This window comes from Acidimicrobiales bacterium (assembly GCA_036378675.1).
GTDB lineage: Bacteria > Actinomycetota > Acidimicrobiia > Acidimicrobiales > Palsa-688 > DASUWA01.
Genome location: DASUWA010000033.1, coordinates 39,656 through 58,600, shown reverse-complemented (window position 1 = coordinate 58,600; position 18,945 = coordinate 39,656). Strand labels below are relative to the sequence as shown.

Annotated in this window: 16 protein-coding genes; 10 read left to right on the top strand and 6 right to left on the bottom strand. The window is 62.9% G+C overall.

The genetic code is table 11. The annotated features are described in order from the left end of the window. The first annotated feature begins 2 nt into the window (after positions 1 to 2). The 3 genes from VFZ97_12495 (at position 3) to VFZ97_12485 (ending at position 3,393) form a co-directional block, all read left to right on the top strand. Entirely contained in the window at positions 3 to 1,313 is a 1,311-nt protein-coding gene (locus VFZ97_12495; protein HEX6394255.1) for an O-antigen ligase family protein, read from the top strand. Next, complete coding sequence (locus VFZ97_12490) at positions 1,313 to 2,260, top strand: glycosyltransferase family 2 protein (protein ID HEX6394254.1); 948 nt, start codon at positions 1,313 to 1,315, stop codon at positions 2,258 to 2,260. Before VFZ97_12495 ends, VFZ97_12490 begins: the two co-directional genes overlap by 1 nt. 356 nt (positions 2,261 to 2,616) lie before the next feature. Continuing rightward, on the top strand, positions 2,617 to 3,393 hold the full coding sequence (locus VFZ97_12485; protein ID HEX6394253.1) for a glycosyltransferase: 777 nt from the start codon (positions 2,617 to 2,619) through the stop codon (positions 3,391 to 3,393). Positions 3,394 to 3,494: 101 nt separating this feature from the next. Here VFZ97_12485 and VFZ97_12480 read toward each other — a convergent pair whose 3' ends face one another. Together VFZ97_12480 and VFZ97_12475 are read right to left on the bottom strand one after the other, a co-directional pair. Beyond that, positions 3,495 to 5,246, bottom strand: coding sequence for a polysaccharide biosynthesis tyrosine autokinase (locus VFZ97_12480; protein HEX6394252.1), 1,752 nt, complete (start codon positions 5,244 to 5,246; stop codon positions 3,495 to 3,497). A 102-nt stretch (positions 5,247 to 5,348) separates the two neighbouring features. Then, positions 5,349 to 5,876 carry an LPXTG cell wall anchor domain-containing protein gene (locus VFZ97_12475; protein ID HEX6394251.1) on the bottom strand — a complete coding sequence of 176 codons (528 nt, stop codon included), beginning with the start codon at positions 5,874 to 5,876 and terminating at the stop codon, positions 5,349 to 5,351. A 362-nt stretch (positions 5,877 to 6,238) separates the two neighbouring features. On the opposite strand from VFZ97_12475, the gene VFZ97_12470 reads away from it, so the two are divergent. Together VFZ97_12470 and VFZ97_12465 are read left to right on the top strand one after the other, a co-directional pair. Beyond that, positions 6,239 to 7,672 (top strand): GGDEF domain-containing protein, encoded by a 1,434-nt coding sequence (locus VFZ97_12470; GenBank protein ID HEX6394250.1) that lies wholly within the window; start codon positions 6,239 to 6,241, stop codon positions 7,670 to 7,672. A 92-nt stretch (positions 7,673 to 7,764) separates the two neighbouring features. Then, the gene (locus VFZ97_12465; protein HEX6394249.1) at positions 7,765 to 8,028 is read left to right on the top strand and encodes a hypothetical protein; all 264 of its coding nucleotides are present in this window, start codon (positions 7,765 to 7,767) and stop codon (positions 8,026 to 8,028) included. 25 nt (positions 8,029 to 8,053) lie between these two features. Here the strand turns inward: VFZ97_12465 and VFZ97_12460 are convergent, their stop codons facing one another. Next, complete coding sequence (locus VFZ97_12460; GenBank protein HEX6394248.1) at positions 8,054 to 9,781, bottom strand: ATPase, T2SS/T4P/T4SS family; 1,728 nt, start codon at positions 9,779 to 9,781, stop codon at positions 8,054 to 8,056. A 185-nt stretch (positions 9,782 to 9,966) separates the two neighbouring features. Here VFZ97_12460 and VFZ97_12455 point away from each other — a divergent pair, with 185 nt between their 5' ends. After that, positions 9,967 to 11,469 carry a hypothetical protein gene (locus VFZ97_12455; protein HEX6394247.1) on the top strand — a complete coding sequence of 501 codons (1,503 nt, stop codon included), beginning with the start codon at positions 9,967 to 9,969 and terminating at the stop codon, positions 11,467 to 11,469. Positions 11,470 to 11,480: 11 nt separating this feature from the next. Here VFZ97_12455 and VFZ97_12450 read toward each other — a convergent pair whose 3' ends face one another. Further along, complete coding sequence (locus tag VFZ97_12450) at positions 11,481 to 12,551, bottom strand: class D sortase (GenBank protein ID HEX6394246.1); 1,071 nt, start codon at positions 12,549 to 12,551, stop codon at positions 11,481 to 11,483. A gap of 388 nt (positions 12,552 to 12,939) precedes the next feature. Here VFZ97_12450 and VFZ97_12445 point away from each other — a divergent pair, with 388 nt between their 5' ends. From VFZ97_12445 to VFZ97_12430, 4 genes are all read left to right on the top strand, one after another. After that, a complete protein-coding gene (locus tag VFZ97_12445; protein HEX6394245.1) occupies positions 12,940 to 15,312 on the top strand; it encodes an EAL domain-containing protein in 2,373 nt (790 codons plus the stop codon). 326 nt (positions 15,313 to 15,638) lie between these two features. Next, complete coding sequence (locus VFZ97_12440) at positions 15,639 to 16,250, top strand: signal peptidase I (GenBank protein ID HEX6394244.1); 612 nt, start codon at positions 15,639 to 15,641, stop codon at positions 16,248 to 16,250. A 55-nt stretch (positions 16,251 to 16,305) separates the two neighbouring features. After that, complete coding sequence (locus VFZ97_12435; GenBank protein ID HEX6394243.1) at positions 16,306 to 16,968, top strand: hypothetical protein; 663 nt, start codon at positions 16,306 to 16,308, stop codon at positions 16,966 to 16,968. Positions 16,969 to 17,000: 32 nt separating this feature from the next. Then, positions 17,001 to 17,582 (top strand): hypothetical protein, encoded by a 582-nt coding sequence (locus VFZ97_12430; GenBank protein HEX6394242.1) that lies wholly within the window; start codon positions 17,001 to 17,003, stop codon positions 17,580 to 17,582. Here the strand turns inward: VFZ97_12430 and VFZ97_12425 are convergent. Both VFZ97_12425 and VFZ97_12420 read right to left on the bottom strand, forming a co-directional pair. Further along, positions 17,572 to 18,192, bottom strand: coding sequence for a TetR/AcrR family transcriptional regulator (locus VFZ97_12425; protein HEX6394241.1), 621 nt, complete (start codon positions 18,190 to 18,192; stop codon positions 17,572 to 17,574). The genes VFZ97_12430 and VFZ97_12425 overlap by 11 nt on opposite strands. Positions 18,193 to 18,219: 27 nt before the next feature. Then, positions 18,220 to 18,933 (bottom strand): crotonase/enoyl-CoA hydratase family protein, encoded by a 714-nt coding sequence (locus VFZ97_12420; protein HEX6394240.1) that lies wholly within the window; start codon positions 18,931 to 18,933, stop codon positions 18,220 to 18,222. Between the last annotated feature and the right edge of the window lie 12 nt (positions 18,934 to 18,945).

The following is an 18,945-nucleotide window of genomic DNA, read 5'->3' as shown; positions in this document are numbered from 1 at the left end:
TGATGCTCTCTCTTGAGCTGCCGCGTGGCAAGGTGATCTGGGGCGGTGCCATTCTCGTCGTGTCAGTCCTCGCGGCAGCTGCCGTTGTAAATGTCCCATCACGAATCCTTGCTCTGATAATCGGCTGCCTGTTCGCGACGGCGGCCTTTGCGTTTTGGCCGTGGGCGACATTGCCTCTTGGCGTCGCAGGCGGCATCGTTCTCGCAGGCCTGCGACCGCACGCCTCAGTAACGTTCGTCATAGCGGTACACGTGGGGATTCTCGTGATCGGCATGCTGGGTTGGTGCACCCGAGCGACGTTCGGAGCGGTGCCTCGACGTGTGGCCACCACTCTCGATACGCCGATGCTGTCATACGCAGTGGTGCTTCTCTTGGTCACGGCGTGGGGTATAGCGGTCGGAAATCAAAGCCACAAGCTACTCGTGGCCACCTACGAGTTAGGCGTGATTCCCGCTTATTACCTGGTTGCCACAGTTACCTTGGCGAGCAGGAGCTGGCTACAGAAAGCGGCATGGTTGTTTGTTTTCGTGGCTACAGCCTTGGCCGTCACTGGCTTCGCCTCTCCTGGACGACACGGCGGGTTCCCATCTCTGATCGCACTTCCGGTGGTCTTATTTGCTGCGGGGCGAAGCCACGGCGCTCGGCGGTTCCTCTTGGTAGCGATCGCCGTGATTCTTGCAGTCGATACCCTTTTGGCTTCGTATAGAGCGACCTGGTTGGCCGCTGCAGTAGCTCTGTTGTTGATGCTTCCTCTAGCCGGCCGGCGGCTGCGTCGAATGGTCGTTCAGGTTATCGTGCTCTCAGCGATGACGATTTTCGTCGGCGTACTCGTCAGCCCGGGTCTTGACCACCGACTTCAGGTACTAAGGGACGAGTTGCACCAAACAGCGGGATACCGCGCGGCCGAAGCCAATGTCGGCCTACATGTCTTCTGGGCTAACCCGCTACTGGGAAACGGGCTCGGGCAGACGCGGCACGACGTCTTTCTTCCGACGTTTCGGGTAACAGACGTCGGACCGATATATCACGTGTGGTATGTGTCAATATTGGCCAACGGAGGCCTAGTGCTTGCCTTGGCTCTCGGATGGATCTTGATTCGGACTATTCGAATCGGCATCTCGATGCGAGTACCTTGGACGAGGATCCTTATCGCGTTAACGATTGGCTTTGTGATCAGCGCTGCGTTCGGAGGCCCCACTGACGGTCACTGGGATCTGGGGTTGCTTCCAGCTTTGGTCGTGATCACAGCGACGCTTCTGGGGCGAAACCACGAACCGGCGGTATCCATCATGCCGATGCCGGGGCGAACTTGATGAGCGCATCCGCCATCGTTGTGACGCATAACTCGGCCCCGGAGATCGAGACGTGCTTATCAGCGCTAGCGCGAACCGGCATTTCGCTCTGCGTCGTCGATAACGCCTCGACCGACGAAACAGTGAACATCGTTCGTCGGGTAGCGCCGGATGCCGTGATTGTGGGCAATTACGTGAACCTCGGATTTGCCGCCGCTGTTAATCAGGCTCTGCTTTGTGTGGAGCACTCTGAGGTGCTGCTAGTCAACCCAGACTGTGTGTTGCCCGAGTCAACGGCGTGGGCGATGCTCGACACACTGAGCGCGGACCCAACCCTAGGCATTGTCGGACCGCAATTGGTGAATGCTCGGGGACGCCTCGTAGTTAGCGCTCATCCATTCGAAACGGTATCGAGGTTAATCGTAAGCCGATTCGGCGGCAGTCTGGTGCCTCTGAGTGTGAAGCGCAAGATCGCTCGTTTGAACGGGCTACGAAAGTCCCGCCCGCCCGATTCCGATGGCGTCCTGATTGACGTGGACTGGCTATCTGGCGCTTGTCTTGCGGTGCGGACGAACCTATTGAAGGGTATTGGGGGTTTGGACGACGGCTACTTCATGTACTACGAGGACGTGGAACTTTGCTGGCAAGCGCGCGAAGCGGGTCTCCGCGTCGCCCAGATCAGCGGAGCGGAAGCTCTGCACCTGGGTGGTGCCAGTAGCCGCGACCCGGCTCATTTGTGGCCGCACCTATACAGAAGCCTGTTGAGGTACCACCGGCTCCGCAACCCGCAGTCTTACTCGATTGTCAGGGCAGTTGTCTTCGCGAGAGCGGTGCTCGGATTGGTGCTCGCTGGGCTGAGGGTAGTGCGAGGGCAAGTCCCAGAAGGCCGCCGCCGTGCTCAAGCCTGGTGGCGCGTGGCGGGCCTGACGCTCCGCTCGGCCGACCCGCAATCTGTCGAATGCGAATAGCCGTAGTCGCCGTCGGGAAGCGGACTGAGCATTGGGTGGATTTGTTCCGCCGTGTGGTCCAGAGTAGCCAGACAGAGCTGGATGTCTACGCAGCAGACGTTAGCTCCCTCGCCCAGGAGGAGTTCGAGAAACTCGAAGCGACGAACGAACTCTTTCGCTATCGACTGTTGCCGCACCGAGTGGGTGAGGATGCGACTGGGCACATGGCCTCGGTGGCACTTCGACGGGGCAGCCTTCATCGAGCAAGCGCGGGACGAAGGCCAGACGTACTTCACATCATCGGTGAGGCCGCCTACCTTAGTACCTGGCAAACTATCCGATTTAGGGCCGCGGCTTGGGCCGGGGTCCCGATTGCCTTGTATGCCGCTCAGAACGTTCTGACACGTTTTCCGTGGCCCTTCCCACTTCTGGAGCGATACGCCTTCGCCAACGTGCAGATGATGCTGCCCATCACGCCCGCGGCGGAGTCAGTGATTCGAAGAAAGGGCTACGAAGGTCGAAGCTCGATCGTACCGCTCGGCGTTGACCGCGACTTGTTTATGCCACGCGCCAAGCGGCGCCGACGATTTACGGCTGGATACGTAGGGCGGCTTGAGGAGCACAAGGGGATCAGACAACTTCTGCAAGCGGCTCGGACTGTCGAGTGCCAGTTGCGGATCGTGGGGAACGGCTCGTTGCGTTCTCTCGTTGAGGAGGAGCAGCGGATTCGACCGGGTGCAATCGAACTTCTGCCGTGGGTCTCCCACAGCGAGTTGCCCCGAGAACTGTGCAGGATGGATGTGCTGGTCCTGCCTTCGATTCCTGTCGTTCAACGGAACTTTCTACCCTGGATAAAGGTACCCCTTCGAGAACAGTTCGGCCGTGTGCTGGTGGAGGCAATGGCATGCGCGATCCCGGTCGTAGCAACCGATGTTGGAGAGATTGCATACGTGGTCGGCGATAGCGGATTGCTAGTGGCCCCAGGTGATTGTCACGGTTTAGCTCAGGCTCTTCTCCGCCTTCGCGACACACCTGACCTCGCCGACGAGCTAGCCCGCAACGGGCTGAAACGCTCCGCCAAATTCGACTGGGGTGTGATCGCCAAACAGTTGCTCGCAATTTGGCAGGAACTCGCCCACCGAGCCCCGGAGTGAAGACGGGATAGACCGAGAGGTCTTCCCGTTGACGTTCGTGACAGGACACTCGGACCCGTGGAATCGAGAGCTACCAGAGCCGAACTTCGTTTGCGGGGTCCCTAGTCTTGAGCGGAGAAGAATTCGTCGCGACGATTGCGAATTGGGCCGCGTTGAGCCTCCCCTGAGAAGAGGCTGGATTGCGCCATATTGGCTTCCTTACGTCGATGAAGCACGCTTCCGTTGACGCCGGACTCATTTTCGGAGATGGTCGGTTGTCCAAGCGGCGAGTCCTGATGGTCGGGATTCCCGCTGTGTGGTTGCTGGTCTGAAGTGCCTGAGGGGGAGTAATGACCGTAGTAGTCGTAGCCGTAGGAGTACCCGCTGCCGATGGGGACCTTGTTGAGAATAACCCCCAGGGTGGGGCAGTGAACCTGATTTAACAGCTCGATGGTGCGACGCAGGTCGCGACGCGACGTCGATTTGACGGACGCGAGAACGAGCATCCCGTCGACCAAGCGAGACAGAAGTAAGGCGTCGCTCACCGGCAGCACCGGTGGACAGTCCAACAGGACGAGGTCCGCATTGCGCGCTAAGGCATCCACCACCTCGCGAACTCGGTCCAGCGAGAGGATCTCGGCGGGGTTAGGGGGTATTGGGCCTGGCGGAACGATTCTGAGGTTGTGGTCTGTAGAAACGGAGTGAACGACGTCGGATAAGGCGCACCGGCCAAGAAGAACAGAGGTGAGGCCGCGGCCGTCGTTATCGCCGAAGAACTCGTGAAGGTGGGGGCGCCTGAGGTCGCACGAAACGACAATCACGTTTTGGCCGGCTCGCGCGAAGCTGACAGCGAGATTGGCGACTGTTGTCGTCTTGCCTTCACCCGGTACGGAACTAGTTATTGCAATGACGCGCTTAGGATCATCCAAGCTAAGGAACTGGATAGCCGTTCGAACTGTTCGGTAAGCCTCAGATACGTTGGAGCTCGGGTCCTCGATCAGAGCTAGATGACGAGCGTGCTTGCGCTTCCACGAGTTGACCATCGGAACCAGACCGACGATCGGGAGCCCACCGCTAACCGCTTCCGCGGCATCGCGGGAGTTGATTCCGTCATCGAGGCGTTCTGCGACCAATGCAAACCCAAGCCCGAGTATGAGTCCGACGACACCACCTAATATCCCGTTTCGCACTGGCTTTGGAGACGAGGCAGAGGTGGGGACAGCGGCCGCATCGATTATGGATGGCCCGACCTCACCGGCCACTTGGCTAGCGGCCTGGGCCTGCTGGACGCTCTGCTCTAGCGAGTTGATCGACTGTTGAAGGATGGGAAGCTGCGGATCCTTGGGGGAGAGAGGCGCCGCTTTTGTCTGCAGTTGGCTAATGCTCGCTTGCAGGGCTGACACCTGTTCTGTGTACTGCGTGACCTGATTAGCTCGCCGAGCGCTAATGAAGGCCTTGGCGTAGGCGTTAGCAATCGCGGCGGCTGCCTGCTTCTCGGAAGAATGAGCGGTGAATGTCAGCACATCGGCCGTCGTTGACATGCCAACCGAGGCGTTCGGCTGGTAACCGAGCTGGCTAGCGGCGGCTTGCTTAACGGTGTCGCCCTTCGCGAACTGCTGGTCATCGGATAGCGCTCGGGTGAGTGCGTCGGACGCCGGCAACTGGGAGTTCTGGATATTCAGTGCCGACGATGCTTGCTGTTCGGGAACGAGAACAGTGGCCGTCGCCGTATACGTGGGTGTCTTGACGAACGAATACGCGAGCGTCAGCCCGAGAACGACCAGCACTGTCAACGCGATTATGTACTTACGTCGATTTAGGACATGCAAGTAGGCGCGGATATCCGCCTGCTCGACAACCTCGAGCTCATCCATGAATTGCCAGTTTGACCTTCCGCTGACTAGGCCTCACGATCAGGCGATCGTATTCGGTCGCGCTGAACCAACCGAGCCACGTACCACGGGAACTGCAGCCGGTCAGCTGAACTGATGGCGCCGGCGCCTGCGGGCTCCGAGCACCAGAAGGCCACCGAAGCCAACGGCTGCGGCACCTATCGCTACCAGCGGAGCGCTGTCCGTGCCGGTGATCGGCAGCGGCGCCGACGACGACGCAGCACCGCCCGTGACCGTGACGGTCGTAGAAGCGCTGTTGCCGTTCGGATCGGACACGGTGAGCGTGTGCGTACCGCTGGTGAGGTTGGAGGGGACTGTGAACGTTGCGCTTCCGGTTCCGTTGGTGCCAGTGGTCAGCGTCCCCAGCGTCGCCGACGTCGAGTGAAGGACGGCGGTGAAGGTGTCGCTCGTGCACGAGCCGGTCACCGAAACGGTGATGCTCCCTCCTGCTGCCACCGAGGAGGAGCCGGTGGAGACGCTTGGGGTGCAGGCCGTGGGCCCGTAGGCGGAAGCTGTTCCTGCCCAGAGCGGGGAGGCGAAGACGACGCCTGCGCCGGCTGAGGCAACTGCCGCTACTGGTCCGATTGACCATCGAATCCACCCGCGTTTCATTATTCGCTCCTCCGCAATTGTCTCTGGCCGTGTTGTACCCACCACTCGGCGAGTTGACACCTCACAGTATCTATCAATGAGTCCTGTGCTGTCCAGTACTACGGGAAGCGGGTTTCCAGGGCGACCAAGGCTCGGTCCGGCCGAAACCTTGGCTCTGACCTCGGCATTTATGTGTTCTTGGATGGGAAAAAGCGCCTTAAGCCATTAGAAGCCCAGCTGAGAAAATCGCGCACTTTGCCGACCGATACCGGCATCGTGAGCGTCAGGTCAGCTACTTTGAGTGGCGTCCTCCTTCGAGAGGACAAGGCAACTTGGGGCAGGGGTGGCAGTGCGAAGGGGCAGAAAATGACGAGGCCGGAGCGATGATCGTGGGTGAAGGCCGCGCGCCTGCCACCGGCATCGGAAACGAGCTCTCCCCGGTTCCAGCGGCCAGCGAGCCGGTCCGGAGCTGGGAGGCCCGCTGCCGTAAGGGGGGAGACGACGCGCGTTGGCCTTCGAGGGAAGCGTTCGAGCTCCTCGAGGCTCTCCGCCAGCACATCGTCGCCGGCGAGGAGAGCAGGCTCCGCCGGGCCTCACAAGCCTGGGCGCGGGCCAACCCAACCGTGGCAATCCTTCTGCGACGGCTCGCCTCCCTGCGCGAGCTGTTCAGCGATGAGGGCATCTCCCGCCTCCCCGAGCTGAACGACAGATTCCAGAGGGCTCTCGACCTGGTGACCGCGGTCGCGACCGAAGCGGCCACAGCAGCCCTCGCCGACGCTGCCATGACCGACACGCTTACCGGCGTCGGGAACCGACGAGCGCTGGAGGACACCGGTCAGAGCATCCTGCGCGAGGCCTCTGACAAGCGCGAATTGGTGTCGGTCGCGGTGATCGACCTGAAGGGTTTGAAGGAGATCAACGACACCCAGGGGCACGCCGCGGGCGACAAAGCACTCGCCGGTTTCGCCGCGTCGCTCGGCGCGGCCATGCGCGACACCGACCGTCTCTTCCGCGTCGGCGGAGACGAGTTCGTGTTGCTCTTGCCCGGGGCGTCCCGCGAGGCTGCCGCCAAGGTGATGGCGAGAGCCGAGAGCTTCAACGCTCCCGACTTCTCCTGGGGTGCTGCGACCTTCCCCCTCGAAGCGGAAGATCTCGATTCCCTGTTGGGGCTCGCCGACGGCCGGCTCTACCAGTCGAGGCGCGACGAGGGTTACTACGAGCGCCGGTCCGCATTTGAGCTTGCGAGCCCAGCCGCGCTCTCAGCGTCGGTCCCAGCGGCTCCAGCGTCTGAGCGTCGCCGACGCAAGCCTCTGCTGCCGCTTGCGTTCGGTAGCGCTGCTGTTGTCGGACTGTTCTTCTTGGCGAGCGTCGTAAAGCCGGCGCCAGGCAAGAGTCTTCCGCCGAGTTACGCGCCGACGGTAAGCCTGACGATGCAACCCAACCCGTCAGCAACGACCCTTACGCCAGTGGCGTCCAACCAGAAGACCTTGCCCGCGACCGGCCCCGTGCCGGCGAGCGGCTCGAGCAACCGGCTCGTTACCGGTCCTTCCACTCCCCCGCCCGCAGGCGCGCCGGCAACTCCTCCGTCGACGGGGCCTGCGACGAGCACGGCCCCCGCGACCATCACAACACCGCCTACATCGCCGCCAACCACCGCCGGCGGTCCACCGTCAACCAACCAGGGCAAGCCGCCCAACAGCGGCTCCGGGAACGGGCACGGCAACGGACACGGGACCGCAAAATCCGCGCAGTCCGCTTCCCCCGCTACCTCTCCGTCGCCGGCCGCCTCAGGGCAGGGCGGCTCCGCCAAGAAGTAGTAGCGGAGCGAGGTTTCTTGTTTCGTCACCAATCCGATGTTCAACGGGTAGCGCCACTCAGGGCGGTCACATCTGGTGCCGAAAGGATCAATGTGGACGAAATCCGGACCTCGTTGCAGGTCGACGAGACTGCGTCGCTCCATCAGGGGATGACCAAGGAGGAAGACGCCGAACTGCGACGCCTTCACTGGATGTCGAGGGTCGGCATGCTTTCCGTAGCAAAGCGCGAGCGGATGATCGAGCTAAGGCTGCGCGACCGCCGAACCGCAGTTCGGGAGCCCAAGGAATTCGGTGAGCAAGAACCTGCCCTGCCTGCGAAGTCGCGGGGCAAGTGGTACAAGTTCCGCGTCCGCTAAGTACAGCGGAACGAAAAGAGCGGTTCTAAGCGACGACTCGGAGGACTTCCTCGACCGAGGTCATCCCCGCAGCTACGGCCGCCAGCCCGGATTGGCGTAGCGGAAGCATCCCCTGCGACGTAGCGAGCTTGCGTAACTCGTCGGTGTGTCCGCGCTCGACTATCAGCCGCTCGATCTCTTCGGTCACCTGCATGACCTCGTGAATGGCGAAACGGCCGTAGTAGCCGCTTCCGCCGCAGGCGCCGCAGCCGGCCGGCCTGAAGAGGGTCGTCTTGGTGTCAAGCCCGTTGCGCTCGAAGTCCCAGCCGACTGTGCTCAACTCCGAGCGTTCCGGCGTGTACGGCTGCTTGCACTTGGTGCAGAGCTTGCGGGCGAGGCGCTGAGCGACGACGCAGTCGATCGCGTTCCCCACGAGGAACGGTTCTACGCCCATCTCGATGAGCCGGCTCGGTGTTGACGCGGCGTCGTTGGTGTGGAGCGTGGACAGGACCAGGTGCCCGGTGAGGGCAGCCTCCACGGCGATGACGGCCGTCTCGCGGTCGCGGATCTCTCCGACCAAGAGAATGTCAGGGTCGGAGCGGAGAATGCTGCGCAGCGCAGCGGCAAACGTGAGACCGGCTGCAGGGTTCACCTGGACCTGGTTGATCCCCGGCAGCTGGTACTCAACTGGGTCCTCGACCGTGATCACGTTCTTGGCGGTTTCCGCCAGGATGTTCAGGGTCGCGTACAGCGTGGTCGACTTGCCCGATCCGGTAGGACCGGTGACGAGGATCGTCCCGTACGGCTTGCGGTAGGACTCCTCGTAACGCAACATGTTCTCAGGAAGGAACCCGAGGTCGGCAAGCTGCAGGACCGCGATCGACTTGTCGAGCACCCGCATGACCACCTTCTCGCCGTGGACGGTTGGCAGGGTCGCCACCCGGAGATCGACGTGACGTCCGTCGATGTTCGTGGTGATCCGCCCGTCCTGAGGAACTCGCCGTTCCGCGATGTTGATGTCCGCCATCACCTTGAGCCGGCTGACGATTCCGGACTGGATTCTCTTGGGGGGACGCATCACTTCGCGCAGGACGCCATCGACCCGATAGCGGATCCTCACGTCGTCCTCGGCCGGCTCGATGTGGATGTCGGAAGCCCGGTCTGCGATCGCTTGCGTGATGATCATGTTGACCAGCCTGACGATCGGGGACTCTTCGGTGACCTGTCGGACAACCGACAGATCCATTTCGGCCTCAAAGCTGCTGGCTGCCTCCTCCGAGATGCTCTCAGCGTCGTCATCGACGCGGTGATATCTCGCTATGGCCTGCAGCACCGAAGTCTCGGTGGCCACTGCCAGCCGGATGTCCGCCTCGGTGACGGTGCGGATGTCGTCCAGTGCGAAGACGTTCGACGGGTCGACCATCGCCACGACTAGCCGGCCCTCGTACCATTCGATTGGAAGGGCGAGGTAACGCTTGGCCATGGCAGTACTTATGAGCCGTGCGGCGGCCGCATCAACCGGATAGTCGGACAGGTCCACGTAGTCGAGACCCAGATGCGACGCGAGGGTCGACACGAGTTCGGATTCTTGGACCAACCCGTCCTCGAGAAGCACCTTCGCCAGGTTGAGCTCCCGCTCGGCTCCGGCCGCGAGCGCCCGCTCGAGCGCCTGCTCGTCCAGCAAACCGGCCTGAACGAGTAGCAGTCCCAACTGCTCGTCGTCCGCGGGACGGATGGGTTTGCCAGTTCTGCTGACCAAGACCGCCGATGTCATAGGAGAAATGATCGTTGACCCGGATCACCGGGCCATCAAGCCGGATCACCGGGTTATCAACAGCGCATCAACGTCCGTCCGGGGCTATTCAGTTTCCGCCCGGCGTGCCGATTCCCCGGTTTTAGCGGTGCCGCGGGCGTCCCCGTGGCCACCAATCGGTCTGTCGTTGAAAGGGGCTCAGAACGATGTCGATAACCATCGGATGTGCGAGGCGCTGGTCGCTGCGGGTGGGACTCGTGACTGCGACGTCCGCAGCTTTGTCCCTCCCGATTGCCTCATCGGCATTGGCAGGACAACCGCCTGCCGGGGCCAACCTCCAGCAGTGCCAGAACGGCGGAGAGGGCGCAGCGGGAGCAGCGCCCACGCTCGAGCCGTGCGCGGGTGCCAACTGGGTCACCGGTGACCTGAACTCCTCCAAGGCCCACTGGCAGGAAGGGGAACTCGTCCCTTATAGAACGGTGATCGCCGGCCTTTCCGGAGGGCCGCACACCCTGCAGTTCGGTTACCGGGTTACCGACCAGGGCAAGCACGCCTTCGACTACCTGGGCTCGTTCGACAGCACCGAGAGCACCTCCAACTCGCCTTCCGCATTCCACGCCAACCAGAGCGACCCCTGCGGCGACGTGGTTGCGTCGGGACAAATGGCGGCGTCGGACTGCGTCACGAGCCAACCGGCATCATCGCTGGTCGTGCCAGCGGGCATGGCCGGTGCCGAGTCACCGTCATGCAATGCAACCGGAACGTTCTCGGGAACGCAGCTGCCCGGTGCCATCAAGCTGTACGGCCCGGCCAACTCCAGGATCACCGGCATGAGCCTCGGCACCGCGACACCATTTGGGGGAGGCTGTGTTGTGATCGTGAACGTGTCGTTCTCCCTCACCGGAGGCGGGTCGAGCAACGACATCGTCATCGCGTGGGGCGCCCACCTGGCCTCCGCCGCGGACTGGGGAGCAGGTAACTCGTCCAGCTCGATAAATGGCGCGCCGTTCCACATGTTCCTGATCTCCTTGGACGGGGGATCCTTGGGGAGCCAGGACCGGTCCGTCAACGAGAACAGCCTTTTCTTCGTGCCGTCGATCACCGCGTCGTTACAAGGTCCCGGCGGCGTCAGGCTCACCTCGGTGCAGGCAGAGTCGGCCGCTCCGGTCGGGTCGATCCTTCCGGGCGCGTCACCCCAGGCGTCTGGCACAGTTACCTACACGCTCTATTCGGGCGGCAACTGCGGCGGGCCCGCCGTGTCCACCGAGACGGTGGTGGTCGGCTCGGGAAACGTTCCAGGCTCGTCGTTGACCCCGCCCTCTCCTGGCCCGGACAGCTACCGCGCGGTCTACAGCGGCGACGGCCAGAACCTCAGCGCGCAGTCATCCTGCGTTCAGTTCACCGCCACTCAGCCGCCGGCCAGCAGCTCCGGAACGCCAGGCGCGAACCCTCCCGTCGCTGGCGTTGGCAGCGGTGGCCCTGGCTCCAAGACGCCCGGATCAAACAATCCCGGTGGGGGACCGATCCCGTCGGGGTCAAACCACACCTCCGATCCAGCGGGCTCGCAGTCAAAGGCCATCCTGGGTGCGACGAGCATCCACACCGGCAAGCCGTTCCTCGGGGAGGAGATCCTCGGCGCGGCGCTGCTAATCGCCGGAGGCTCTGGGTTGTTCCTGGGGATCCGTAGAAGAAAGGTCCGGGCTCGCTAGGCTCCGGCCGGTCAGGACAGCGTGAACGCCGAGATGACCATTCCAGTAGGACCGACCGTTGTGGTCAGAGTCATCGTGGCGTCGCGTCCTGCGATGTTGACCGAAGCCGTCATGCTCGCTCCGGTGACCTGAGTTCCCTCGCCGAAGAGGACGACGTTCACCGGAGCGGTCCACTTCAGCGGAACACCAAGTGTTTGCAGCTCAGAAGGTGGGAGGTTCGGGGCGATCACCTGAAGCCAAGCGTCATTGTGGGCCCGAGTTGCAACGACCGCGGCCTCGAGGAGGTTGGTTGCTGCGTCAGAGGCTTGCAGGGGCCGGGGCGACTTGAGCCAGCCAGGGCTGAAGCTTCCTTTGAACTCGAGCCGGCCGAGGGGGATGCCGACCTTGGTGGCGTTCAAACTGGCTCCCTTCAGTTCGTCGGGTAGCGCCGGCTGCACCTGCGGCGCGGCCGAAGTCGAAGCGAGGAGCACCGGCGAAGTGGCAACGCTGGACACCAGGGCAGCTTCGACCACATAACGCTGATTGGTGTAGTAGAGCGCATCGGTCGGCCAGCAGGTCACCAGGACAACGCTCGACGGGGCGGAGGCGATTATCGGTTCGCCCTCGCGAGCGATGAAGTGAGTCGAGACCTGGTAGATCCAGGTCTTGCAGCGTCCGACCAGATCGACCTGCTGACCATCCTTCAAATCCCCGATCGATCGGAGGAAGGTCACGTCGTGGGCTTCGAGTACGTCGGTGCCGCCCTGGTCGGGCCACGCGGAGGAGTCCAGATGTCCAATCGCCTGCGACAGCACCGACTCGTTGGTCCCGGGAAGCACCGGTGCCGTCTCTCCGAGCGAAGGTATCTCCACGAGCATCGACGCCTGTCCCTCAAGTGGTCGCGAGGAAGGTGCGGGTCCCTCGCAGGAAAGCGGTTGAGCAGTGTTTCCGGACGCTGCCGGCGCTGGGGACGCCAGTTTCGAAGACGGGTTCTGGAGCGACGCCGAGGAGCCGACGAATCGAGCAACCAGCCGCGAAGCGGCGCGCTCGCTGTGCTCACGGTAGAGCCAGACATTCGCCAGCAACGCCAAGCCCGCCGTCATCACAACCAAACTGACTGCCGCCTCCACCCATCGGTGGCGGCGCCTGCCCTGCCCCACGCTGCCCCACTGCCCCTTCGACTAAAGAACTCGATAGCGGTTACCGATGTTGTGCGGTCAACCTCACGGATCGATCAATGGGGCCTCAACAGGGGTCGACTTTCTGCATCGTCCCTGCTTGTCCTTTCGGATCCGTGGAGGTTGTATGCAAATGTCCGAGTCGGATGGCGTCGTGTGGGCTGCGCGCCGACCCCGAAGGCGCTCGGCTATCGAATTCGGGCCTCCGCGAAACTGCGGAGGTATTGGCCGTCCGTTGATGGCGACGTGGGTCCGGGACGCGAGGCTCTCGTTCACCGTTTCGGCGGGTCAGTAACTGATAAGGGGCAAGGGCGTGAAGGCAGTTCTGGTAATAGCGGCGATCGCGGCGCTCATACGAGTGACTACCGCGACCGCACCCGCGTTGACGGCTGTGGTCGTGGGGATCCTTGCGATAGGCGCCGCGGTTTACGGGCTACGTTCCAACGGAAGGTCGCATTGGCGTGGCTGGACCGTGTCATGGGGGGTCGTCACCGTCGGTCTTGCGGTCAATCTCATCGGCGCCGCAATAGCCGGACTCGAACCCGGTGCGTTGTCGATGGAGGGCCGTGTCCCGCTCGTGGTCACGAGCGTCGGAGAGCTGATCACCATCGCAGGGCTCGTCCTGATCATCAACCAGCGGGTGCCCGGCCATTGGGGAGAAGCGCTTATCGGGGCGGCCGTTGCCACCGCCACGGCCGGCTTCCCGCTGCTTTCACTTGTGGTCGTTCCGTCGATGGGGTGGGACCCGGGGCGTGAGCTGCTGCCCATGGCGGTTCCGGCACTGGGGGTCATGATGCTCTGGCTCGGAGCCAGCGTCGTCTCCCTGACGGATCGCCATCCCGTTGCCTACCGGTATCTGATCGGAGGCTTCATGTGCCTGTTAGCCGCGCGCACCACCGCGACGGCGCTCTTGTTTATGGGCGCACACTCATTTCCTGTCCCCCTGAACGCAGCGATCCTGTGGGGCACGTGCCTGTGGAGCTGCGCCATCTTGCACAACTCGCAGCGACGCGCTCTTGACCCAGCCACCCTCCGTTCGACCCGCCCCGGATGGGCACAGGTGGTCCTCGTGATATTCAGCGTCCTGGTCGCGCCTGTTGTCATCGCGGTGAAGGTGGCGTTCCACATTCCTTTCAGCCGTCCGGTGCTCACCGCCGGGTTCACCTTGCTGCCGGCGCTTGCGGTCATGTACCTGCTCTATCAGGTGTTCGCACGATCCGCCGCCGAGTACCGGGCTCAGCACGATCCCCTGACCGGCGTGTGCAATCGGGTCCTTTTCAACGATCGCTTGGACGCGGCCATCGTCGACGCCCGGCGCAACGGACGTTCCGTCGCCGTCATGTTCCTGGATCTCGATCGGTTCAAGAGTGTGAACGACAGCCTCGGCCACGCGGTCGGCAATCAACTCCTACAGGCGGTCGTCAAGCGGCTGCAGTCTCGGCTCCGGCCCAAGGACACCCTCGCCCGGATGGGAGGAGACGAGTTCACGATCCTGTTTCCCGAAGTGGAGGGGAAAGAGGCTGGAGCGAACCTCGCCGAACGGGTCCTCGCCGCCTTCTCGGAGCCGATCAACGTCAGCGGGAAGCTGCTCCCCGTGCAGACCAGCATCGGTGTCGCGGTGTATCCCGACGACGGGGAGGATTCAGAGACTCTCTTCAAACACGCGGACACCGCCATGTACCAAGCGAAGGCGGCAGGGCGAAACACCTACTCGATCTACAACGCCGCCATGAGCGCCAAGGCGGAGCTGCGATTCGCTCTGGAGACCAATCTCCGAGGCGCCCTCGAACAAGGACGGCTCACCGTCCACTACCAGCCGAAGCTCTCCGCCGCCACCGGCCAGATAACCGGCGTCGAGGCACTCGCCCGGTGGGAGCACCCACGCCTTGGGTTCATTCCGCCTTCGGCTTTCATCCCTCTGGCAGAGGAGACCAGCCTCATCGCCACGCTGGGGGAGTGGGTGCTGGAGACGGCCTGCCTGCAGGCGAAGTCCTGGCAGGAACAAGGACTGTCAGGATTGTCAGTGGCCGTCAATGTGTCGCCACGGCAGTTCGTTCGCCAATCGGTCGTGCAAGTCGTTGCCAAGGTTCTCGAACGAACCGGGCTCGATCCGACACTTCTTGAGTTGGAGGTAACCGAAAGCGTTCTCGTGGAGCACATGCAAGAGACGTCGTCGAGCCTTGCCGAACTGCGCTCGATGGGTGTCCGCTGCTCGATAGACGACTTCGGAACCGGCTACAGCGCGCTGACCTACTTAGCCGAGATGCCCGTCGACGCCATCAAGATCGATCCCTCCTTCGTCCATCGGATCGACAACGAGACTGGAGCAGCGCCGATAGTGGGTTCCGTCATCGCCTTGGCCCACAGCCTCGGCTTGAAGGTGGTGGCCGAAGGCGTGGAAACGGTCGGCCAACTCGAGTTCCTGTCAGAGCAGGGTTGCGACCAGGTTCAGGGTTATCTCTTCAGCCGGCCAGTCCCGGCGGAGGAGATAGAGAAGCTCGTGACAGGGCCGATTCGGGTGCGAGTCGAACTTCCGGCAGGTTCGGTGTTGCGCGATTCAACCGGCGCGGTGCTCCCGCCTGCTCGGGTCGCCGCAGTCCTTGCAGGAGTCAGTGCGCGGACCGATTCGGCATTCGATCTCGACGGCGACGATTTCCTGGCGGTGCTGGAGTGCTTTGGCGTCTGAGGGACGTGCTCACTTGTCCATCATTTCTCGCTGATACCTAAATCGCTGTTTGGCCGCTTGCCACCTTTTGGTCGTTTGTCATCGAGCCGGCTCGGCCGGCAAACGCTGGCGGTGCATACGTTCGCATATGTATCAAGAAAAGAGCGTTCGCGGCGAAGTTCGTCGAACGTGTGCCACTGTGAGTGCTGCATCTGACCACCGCAGGTAGTGACATCGCGGTACATGGAAAAGGGCGCATGACCCCCAGCTGACCTCGCCTCTTTTGGCAATGGTCCTTTCCAACAAAACGCATCAAGAACCGTCTGTGGCGGGCCGACTGCATCCCCGTGTCGACGATCGTGGCAGCTCACTACGGGGTACGCGTGCGTCGCGCATCGCGGTTCGTTTGGATCGCCTGGCGTGCGTTGGCCTCAGTATTGGTTGCCGCACTCGCGCTCGTCATGGTGCTCAGCGCGGTTGCAGTGTTCTGGTTCCATCTGGCCGTCCACCCGATTCTGTCGGGGAGCATGCGACCGACTTTTGGTCCGGGTTGGATGGTCGTCACCCGCCCGATACCTGTCTCTCAGGTGAAGCCCGGAGAGATCCTGCTCTTCCACCCGCCCGGATCAGCGGCGGCGTTTGCCCACCGGGTGATCAGCGTTGGGGGTTCTCCGAACCACCCGATCATCACCACCAAGGGCGACGCCAACCCGGTCGCTGACCCTTGGCGGGCTCAACTCAAAGGGACGTCCGCGTACAAGGTTGTCGCGCAGGTCCCCAAGCTCGGTTGGCTTCTCGCCGGCGGCGCGAAAACCTGGATGCGCGCCTTACTCGTCGGCCTGGTCGGGATTGCGGTGAGCATCTGGGGTGCAAGGGCCTTGCTTGCTCCGTCGCAGAAACGTCGCGCTCCGCTGCATCCTCAAAAGCCCGCCGCACACGTTCACTTTCCCACCTCGTAACACCCAGCCATCAAAACAGTCCGTCGCATTACTCGCAGCAGAAAGGGAGACACAAATGTCCACTAGAGGAGCTCACGCTCAGCGTCCTAAGAGAAATACCCGCAAGATCCTTGCGGCCTGCTTCGTCCTGTCCGCGCTGTCCTTGACTGGGGCCGGTGCCTATGCCGCTCTCAGCGCGGCGGCGACCGGTACGTCTGCGGTCACCACCGGGACGCTACTCATGACACTCACCCATGACGGAACCAGCGGCGGTCTTCCCGAAACAATCACCGGAATGGCCCCGGGAGACACCTACAACGTCTATGTGAACTTGAACAACACCGGCACGCTCGCTTCAGCGGCAGGGATGACCTTGGGAGCAGCGGCGAGCCCGGTCACCGCTCTCACCAACGGGAGCATCGCGGGCGAGGGCCTCTCCGTGGCCATCACCCAATGCAGCCTTGCCTGGACAGTCACGGGCACGTGCGCGGGTACCACGACGACAATTCTGGCGAGCACGCCCCTCTCCAGCTTCTCGAGCGCGCAGTCGCTTTCCAACGTGCCGTCTCTGGCGGCCAGCACCGGCCAGCTTGCCCACCTTCAGTTCACACTGACGCTCGCTGGCACGGAAACATCGACGAACGGCACGCTGCCTGCCTCGACGATCCAGGGTCTCAGCACGACGATCACCTGGACCTTCACCGAGCAGCAGCGGACTGCCACCACGACCAACGCCTAACCAGGCAAGGTTCTCTGAACCTCGAGGGGTCGATGTTCCCACTCGTTGCCGTGCAGGCAAGAAGGGCAGCCGCGGTTGCGGCTGCCCTTCTCCTGTCGGTGCTCGTCTTTCCGGCGTCGGCGCCGGCGACATCGGGCGGGTCGATCTCGAGCACGAGCTCGGTGACCGCGGTCGCGTGGGGCGTCGTTCCGGCTGCCACCTCGGTCACATCAGCTCCTCCCTGTTTGAGCAACCCCGGGTCTTGCGGCTCGTTCACCAGTTCCGGGCTCAGCCCCTGGTACTTCAACATCTGGAACACCGGAACAGTGACGATTGCGGGTCTCACCTATTCCATCGCCTTCAACGGCGGCGTGGCCCCGACAGTGACCCTCACCGCTTGCAGCGTCGCGTGGACAACCGTCGTGCTCCCTACTTGTACCGGGGTGCAGACGACGGTTCTCTCCGGCGTCGCGGCAGGTACATATCCGGTGACCGTCGGCGTGCCCACGAGCCCTGGCAGCGCGGTCTATCTCCAGGCCTCACCGGGTGGTCTCCCGAGCAGCTTTACGGTCACCACGACGGTCGGCTCTGGCGCGCCGCGGCAGATCAGAGCGGCCTCGGCGACTAACGCGTGATCTTGTCGCCTGCCGGGGATAGCCCGCGAAGGACTGCGTCTAGGGCCAAACTCCAACGGCGGTCTATCGAAGCTTTGGAGCTACCAAGCCAACCAGCCGTCTCCTGCAAGGCGAGCCCTTGGACCACGGCTAACAGAACGTGAGAGATATCAGTCGGGTCGCCCGAGATAATCCCCGCGTCGATGCAGCGACGGACACGGGCGACGATGAACTCCCGAACGGCGGCCCCGGCATTCCGGTCGGCGGGCCGGGGGTCGAAGTCGGCGAAGGGCCGGGAGAACATGAGCTCGGCCAGAGTGGGGTTGTCCCTGGCGAAGCGACGCAGCACCAGCATGACCTCTGCGAGGTCGGCCCGTGGATCCGCCGATGATTCAAGGTGCTCTAGGTGCTCAAGGCGCCCGTACAGCATGCGGAAACCTTCGAAGAACACCTCGCGCACAAGTCCGGCCTTGTCACCGAACAGCTCGTATACCGCTGGAGTCGACGTGTCGGCCCCTTCGGCAACCTTGCGGGCCGTGAACCCGGCGAGACCATCGCTGGTAAGCATCTCGACAGCGACCTGCAAGACCTTCTCGCGCAGTTCAGGAGTCCGCTGCTTCGCTCTGGGCATGCTGCTCGGGACGATACCGGAACGTCGTCACGCTACGGTCGTCGCTCGTGCTCGAGATAGGTCGCCGGCGTCCGCCTCGATGGCGTCGTGAACCGCCTGGAGCGTCGCGCCTCGAGCCCTCTGTTTGGTTGCTCGATGCGCATCGAGGTCGAGCTGGGTCAACTGCCCCGCGATCTCACCAACCACGCTCGATAGCTGGGACGGGTCGACTACCCGGTCCAGGAATCCGGCCTCCACGGCAGTGTCTGGCGTATACGGCTCGGCCAGGATCGTCGCCCGGTTGAAGTGTGCTGGCGCGAGCCGCTGCCGGCAGATCTCCACGGCCGCGCGAGGCATCGTGAGTCCGATGGCCACCTCATTGGCGGTGATCTTGAAAGGACCCGTGGCGCCCACTCGGTAGTCACCCGAGAGGAGAAGGAACACGCCCATGGCTACGGCGTGACCGGTGCAAGCGATGACGACCGGAAGCGGAAACGACAAGACTCGCTCGGTTAGGTCGAAACCGGCTCGAAGCATCCGGAAAGCCTCGTCCCCTCCGGCGCGAAGGACAGGAAGATCGAACCCGGCGGAAAACACTCCATCCCGCCCGCGCAATATCACCACGGCCCGATCGTCACTGGCGCGGTCGAGAGCTTGGTTGATCTCGCAGATCATCTCGAGCGACATCACGTTGACCTTGCCGTCGTCCAACGCGATCGTCGCTACGGAGCCTTCCAGCTGGTAGGTGACCCTAGGCGTCACTATCACTCCTTG